7 protein-coding genes are annotated in these 4,921 nt (G+C 35.9%); all 7 read right to left on the bottom strand.

Annotated features, from left to right (window positions below; translation table 11 throughout):
• The coding region (locus A9G41_RS13970; RefSeq protein WP_143425435.1) for a hypothetical protein at nt 1-198 on the bottom strand (198 nt) is incomplete at its 3' end.
• 268 nt (nt 199-466) lie between these two features.
• Nucleotides 467-970, bottom strand: a complete 504-nt coding sequence (locus A9G41_RS07060) for a hypothetical protein (RefSeq protein WP_075539484.1) — start codon at nt 968-970, stop codon at nt 467-469.
• A gap of 9 nt (nt 971-979) precedes the next feature.
• Nucleotides 980-1,321 carry a hypothetical protein gene (locus tag A9G41_RS07055; RefSeq protein ID WP_075539483.1) on the bottom strand — a complete coding sequence of 114 codons (342 nt, stop codon included), beginning with the start codon at nt 1,319-1,321 and terminating at the stop codon, nt 980-982.
• 238 nt (nt 1,322-1,559) lie between these two features.
• Nucleotides 1,560-2,009 carry a hypothetical protein gene (locus A9G41_RS07050; RefSeq protein ID WP_075539482.1) on the bottom strand — a complete coding sequence of 150 codons (450 nt, stop codon included), beginning with the start codon at nt 2,007-2,009 and terminating at the stop codon, nt 1,560-1,562.
• A gap of 39 nt (nt 2,010-2,048) precedes the next feature.
• Nucleotides 2,049-2,522, bottom strand: a complete 474-nt coding sequence (locus tag A9G41_RS07045; RefSeq protein WP_075539481.1) for a hypothetical protein — start codon at nt 2,520-2,522, stop codon at nt 2,049-2,051.
• Between the two features lie 254 nt (nt 2,523-2,776).
• Nucleotides 2,777-3,058 carry a hypothetical protein gene (locus tag A9G41_RS07040; RefSeq protein ID WP_218837683.1) on the bottom strand — a complete coding sequence of 94 codons (282 nt, stop codon included), beginning with the start codon at nt 3,056-3,058 and terminating at the stop codon, nt 2,777-2,779.
• A gap of 5 nt (nt 3,059-3,063) precedes the next feature.
• On the bottom strand, nt 3,064-4,921 hold a 1,858-nt coding region (locus A9G41_RS14845), incomplete at its 5' end, for an RHS repeat domain-containing protein (protein ID WP_143425434.1).

Here is a 4,921-nt window from a genome sequence, read left to right as displayed (position 1 = left end):
CCCCAGTGCGTTGATGGTATAGTGTTCGCTGGTCTCATCGCCATAGCGGATAGCACTTAATAGGCCGCTATCGGTCCACTGATAGTGCAACTCTTCTTGCATGGGGTTGATATAGCACAGCAGTTGTCCATCACTATCATATTCCCATTTTTCTTTGCTTTTTTCACTGGCATCGGCACTGTACTGTATACGCTCCATTAATAAGCCACGATTAAAGCGTTGCCATAAACGCTGACCATCGGGATAGGTGACCGATATGCAATTGAGCTCACCGTCATAGCGATATTCGGTGGTATTGCCTAAGGGGTCGGTTTCGGCTAAAAGCTCTCCTTCTTGACCATAGTGACGTTCAATTGTTGCACCACTCGGTGAAATATGCTTAACCTGACGGGCGGATTGTTTATCATGTACCCATATCTCTTTTGAGCCATCGACATAATTTTTAGGTTATAGCTATTTTAATTTATTAAAGTCTAAAACTATCTTTAAGATCTTTGTATTCATTAGAAGATAAATTATTTATAGTAATAAACATCAGTTCATTTTCAAATCCAAATCCTAGCGTAATTCTTCCTGTTTTAATAATAGTTTTTGCCACAGTTTTAGTAGACATATTGACTGTAATATTATTAATAGTCAAAGATACAATATATTCAGAAACATAATCATAAATTTTATTTTTTATCCTTGAAATATCAAGGATAGGTGCTCCAATTATGGTGTTTAATGCTTTAAAATTTATATCATTAGTAGTGATTTGATTAACTGAAGTAAGTGTAATACTTTTTAAAATCCCTGATTTTTCACCAATCTCAATTTCTAATAATGAAGTATCAAAATTACCTGTTCTCCAATATAAACTATTTTCATTAAAAAAATCATTTTCTTTTATATCTATAGTGAAAGGAACATAATAATCAATTTCAACATTACTATTTACTTTTGAGTAAATATCAATAAATTTTAACATTAGATCCTCCTATTTAGGGTTATATCTAGCATGTTTAACAACAATATTTTCTCCAATGTTTCTTGGTGCAGATAATATAAATTCCCAATTTCCGCCATGGATCATTTTGTCTGTTACTATTCCATTTTGTTTTAGCGCTGTTTTTAAGGCTAATTCAAATTCTGTTAAAGCAATTTGACTATTTATTGATGTAGTAAAAGTTCCTATGTGTTTATTACTACTAGTTAAAGATTCTAAAATAGGTTTAGTGCCATTAGGAGCGATCCATAATTCTCTATTTCCAATTTTAATATTAAATGATGATGCAGTGGTAGTCTTGGGTTTTACTGATTCGGCGATCAAAGGCGTCATATTGATATAGCAAAAACAGCCTTTGGGTAGACTAAAAAGTTATTGTGTTTTTTATAATAATCGTTCAGAAAACGTATTGATTTTATTTGATTTTTTAATAGGCAATAAAATTATAGAGTAAAAAGAGCAATCCTTGCTGTTTTAATACAAGGATTTGTATAATGACAATGACTTAATATAATTTAAAAAATTACATCATTAATATTTTATATCGCTGGTATGTTCACGCTCTATAAACTTAATGCTGAGGGTAATTATTTTCCCCTAATTTTTTAAAGTCTTTTTCTTCAACATGGTAATGCTCTTTCAAAAAAGCCATGCATTTGTAAAAATCATCAAATACAAATGATTTACAATTTTTTGCTTTTGTGGCAAAAAGCTCTACATCATCAACTAAAAACTCATTTTCAATATCATCCACATAGACCTTATATAACCAAAATACCTTATCCCTATCGGGCAGATATCCCAATTTTTTCGTTGCAGGGTACATATCCTCCCAAGTCATAATCCCTTGTGCAACGAATTGACATTCCCTTTCATATACATCATCATGCATATAAGCCATAACTCTGATTGCAATAAATCGAGTGTGCTCGTTATCAAGTTTGATTTCACAGTATGTGCCATCTTTTTTATCACCTCTAAATCGCCATGGAAAAGGATTATATTGATTTATGTCACTCATTGTTACTACCTATAAACAAAAATAATATCTGTTTCTAATTTATATGTTATCTTTTATCACATTATGCAGCATTAATAGTTCATTATCAGTGAGAGCTTCATATTTACTATCTAAATCGCTATGGCAAATAAATACTCCATTAGCATCAACTACAGCATAAACTCCATTAGACATTTCTTTAGGATCAAACAAATCTGGAGGATCAATAAAATAACCATCCAATCCACACCAACTAATTATTGAATTCTTTTCAAAAAAGAAACGAAGTGTGTCTTCGGTTATTTTTTTCCAATTATTTGGTATTTCAGAGAATTTGACATCCCATAGCCAGACAACCCAATTTTCGCCAAATAATTTATGACTTTTTGCTTCAGTTAATTTTGGCCACAATTCAAATGGGAATTTAGGAAGAGAGTAATTTATATCATTGCTGTATAAATAAAATGTTTGCCCATTTACTTCACCTAGATTACTATCCCAATAAATATTTAATATGTTTTTTGTATATATCATTTTATTCCCCAATTGGACATTTGTTGAAGACTAGGTACAATCGAGGTCGCTATTATAAAATAAAAAAGGAAAAAACGCGTTGTTTTAGAACGCGGATTTGTATAATGACAATGACTTAATATAATTTAAAAAATTGCATCATTAATATTTTATATCGCTCTATAAACTTAATGCCGAGGGTAATTATTTTCTCCTAATTTTTTAAAGTCTTTTTCTTTACATGGTAATACTTCTTTCGAAGTATGCTATACATATTATGCAATATACCCTTTCTTATCACTGATATTAACTGCGTAAATATTCTTATTTTTCACTTGAATATTAACAAAAAAATCTTTGCCACAATAAGGACATACAGTATATCCTTCGGCAATAAAATTTTCTTTTAACTTTATTTTTTTTGTGTTAATTAACTTATCTCCTAGTCTATATTCAAATAAGCATCCTGAAGGGAAAAATGCTTCTATTTCAAATTCGCCTGCGGTTTTACATCTAGGACATGTACAAAATGCATTTAAAAAATCATAACTTGCCATAATTATTATCTCCTGACTTTGTGTCTAGCTATAGGCACTCCTAATTTAGGCATAGATAAATTAAAAAAGTTAGTTAACCTCCTTTCGCTTGTAATGACTTGATACCCTGTTGTTTTTGCAAATGCAACTAATGCAGCATCTCCACGGCTATGCCCTGACTTTATTGTTAAATCAAAAATTTTCTTAAACTCTGAAGAATTTGATGCCAAACGAGCTTTTTCTCCATTGAATATTTCTATATTTTCTTTAGCTAAAAATTTTTTCCTAGCATTTAGCTGATTTTTATCAGAAACGTTAAGAAATTCATGTAATTGATTAGGCGTTAGATAAGTCTTACCTTCACGTATAATATCCAAAGCTCCAGAATCACCTTTTACAGCAGCATCTAAAAAATTAGTGTCAGCAAATATTGGACACCTCTCAAGCCCCAACGGGTCAATCCAAGCCAGTGGGTCTGGAACGTAGCTGTAAGCGTTTTCACCACCAGCCAGTCCGATAGGGTCTTGGCTGATGTAGCGACCTGTGTGAGGGTCGTAGTATCGGTAGCGATTATAGTGTAACCCTGACTCCTCGTCAAAATACTGCCCTTGAAAGCGCAGGTTTTGTGGTACGGTGTGGTATTCTATGGCAAGGTTGCCATAGGATTTGTAAACACCACTCCAGACAATGTCACCATTCGCGGTTATGAGCTCTTGCGGGGTGCCGAGCTGGTCGTTGAGGTAGTAGTAGATTTGCCCACCTCGTCCACGACCGACTAACTGCGCCATCGGCCTAAAGCCGGTGCTGCCCGGCTCGTAAATGTAACTGATGCAGCGGTAGTCTTGGGCTTTGGTGTGTTCATTGCGGATTACCTCTACACTAAAGTCCGCATCATCGGCGTGGCATTCCGTAATAAGGTTTTCACCTTGCCAGAAGAACAGCGTTTTATCGCCCGTTTGCATGTCGGTTTTGCTGATTCGGCGACCAAAGGCGTCATATTCATAACAGTGTACGGTTTCTACCGTTTGATGAAAGTCTTTGTCGTTTTCGTCCCAGTAGTGGCGGATTTTTTTAAATTCAATAAGCTGATGTTGCCCATTCCATTTAAATTGGTGTTCAGTATGTTGCCGTTTACCGCGTAACTCTCGAATCACATTGCCGTATTGGTCGTACTGATAATGGCGGTCACCTTGAATCAATAAGCGGTTAGCCTTGAGCTTGTTGCTGTGGGGGCAGGGTGCTTTGGGGGTGCCATGGGTTTTGGCAGTAGATGATGCGTGTTTTAATTCATCAAGTGGCTTTTCACTGCCCAGTAAGTTATCGGCCCCGTCGAAATAAAAGTGCTCATGATAGCCTTTATAGCTCAGCTCATCCGGTAATTGTCCTTGGTTATAAGGTTGGTGGCTAGCGCTACTGAGTCGGCTTTTTAAGTCGTGGGTGAAGGTTTTTACCCCTTTGTAGTTGTCGGTCATTTGGGTGAGCTCACCGGCAACATTATATTGGTAATGACGTTCAATCGGTTTATTTAGGCTGTCTTTGACCCTGACTTTTTGTTTAAGCAATCGACCACGGCTATCAAATTGCTGATGACAATTGAGTTCGCCACATCGCCCCATGCTACGGGCAATTTCATTGCCTTCCTGCCAGCGGTGGGTCGATAGTGTTTGGCCGTTTAGGTCGATTTGGCTGACTTCATCACCTCGGTAATAGTGGGTTAAGATGTTACCATCAGGCAGGCGCATTCTAAATAAGCGTCCTGCTTGGTCATAATCAAAATATTGACTACTAAAGCCTTGGTGCTCTTGCGTGATGCGTCCACATTTGTCGTATTGCCATACCAGTGGCCATTTGCCATCGTCCACCTCATTGAGTCGACCAAATCCA

This window comes from Gilliamella sp. Nev5-1, from assembly GCF_001690895.1.
In the GTDB taxonomy this organism is placed as follows: domain Bacteria; phylum Pseudomonadota; class Gammaproteobacteria; order Enterobacterales; family Orbaceae; genus Gilliamella; species Gilliamella apicola_C.
This window is presented reverse-complemented; position numbering and strand designations above follow the sequence as displayed.

Bases quoted from the DNA above. Each gene is read 5' to 3' on its own strand.
- A9G41_RS07045 (WP_075539481.1), bottom strand. From the start codon at position 2,522: ATGATATATACAAAAAACATATTAAATATTTATTGGGATAGTAATCTA.
- A9G41_RS07040 (WP_218837683.1), bottom strand. From the start codon at position 3,058: ATGGCAAGTTATGATTTTTTAAATGCATTTTGTACATGTCCTAGATGT.
- A9G41_RS07055 (WP_075539483.1), bottom strand. From the start codon at position 1,321: ATGACGCCTTTGATCGCCGAATCAGTAAAACCCAAGACTACCACTGCA.
- A9G41_RS07060 (WP_075539484.1), bottom strand. From the start codon at position 970: ATGTTAAAATTTATTGATATTTACTCAAAAGTAAATAGTAATGTTGAA.
- A9G41_RS07050 (WP_075539482.1), bottom strand. From the start codon at position 2,009: ATGAGTGACATAAATCAATATAATCCTTTTCCATGGCGATTTAGAGGT.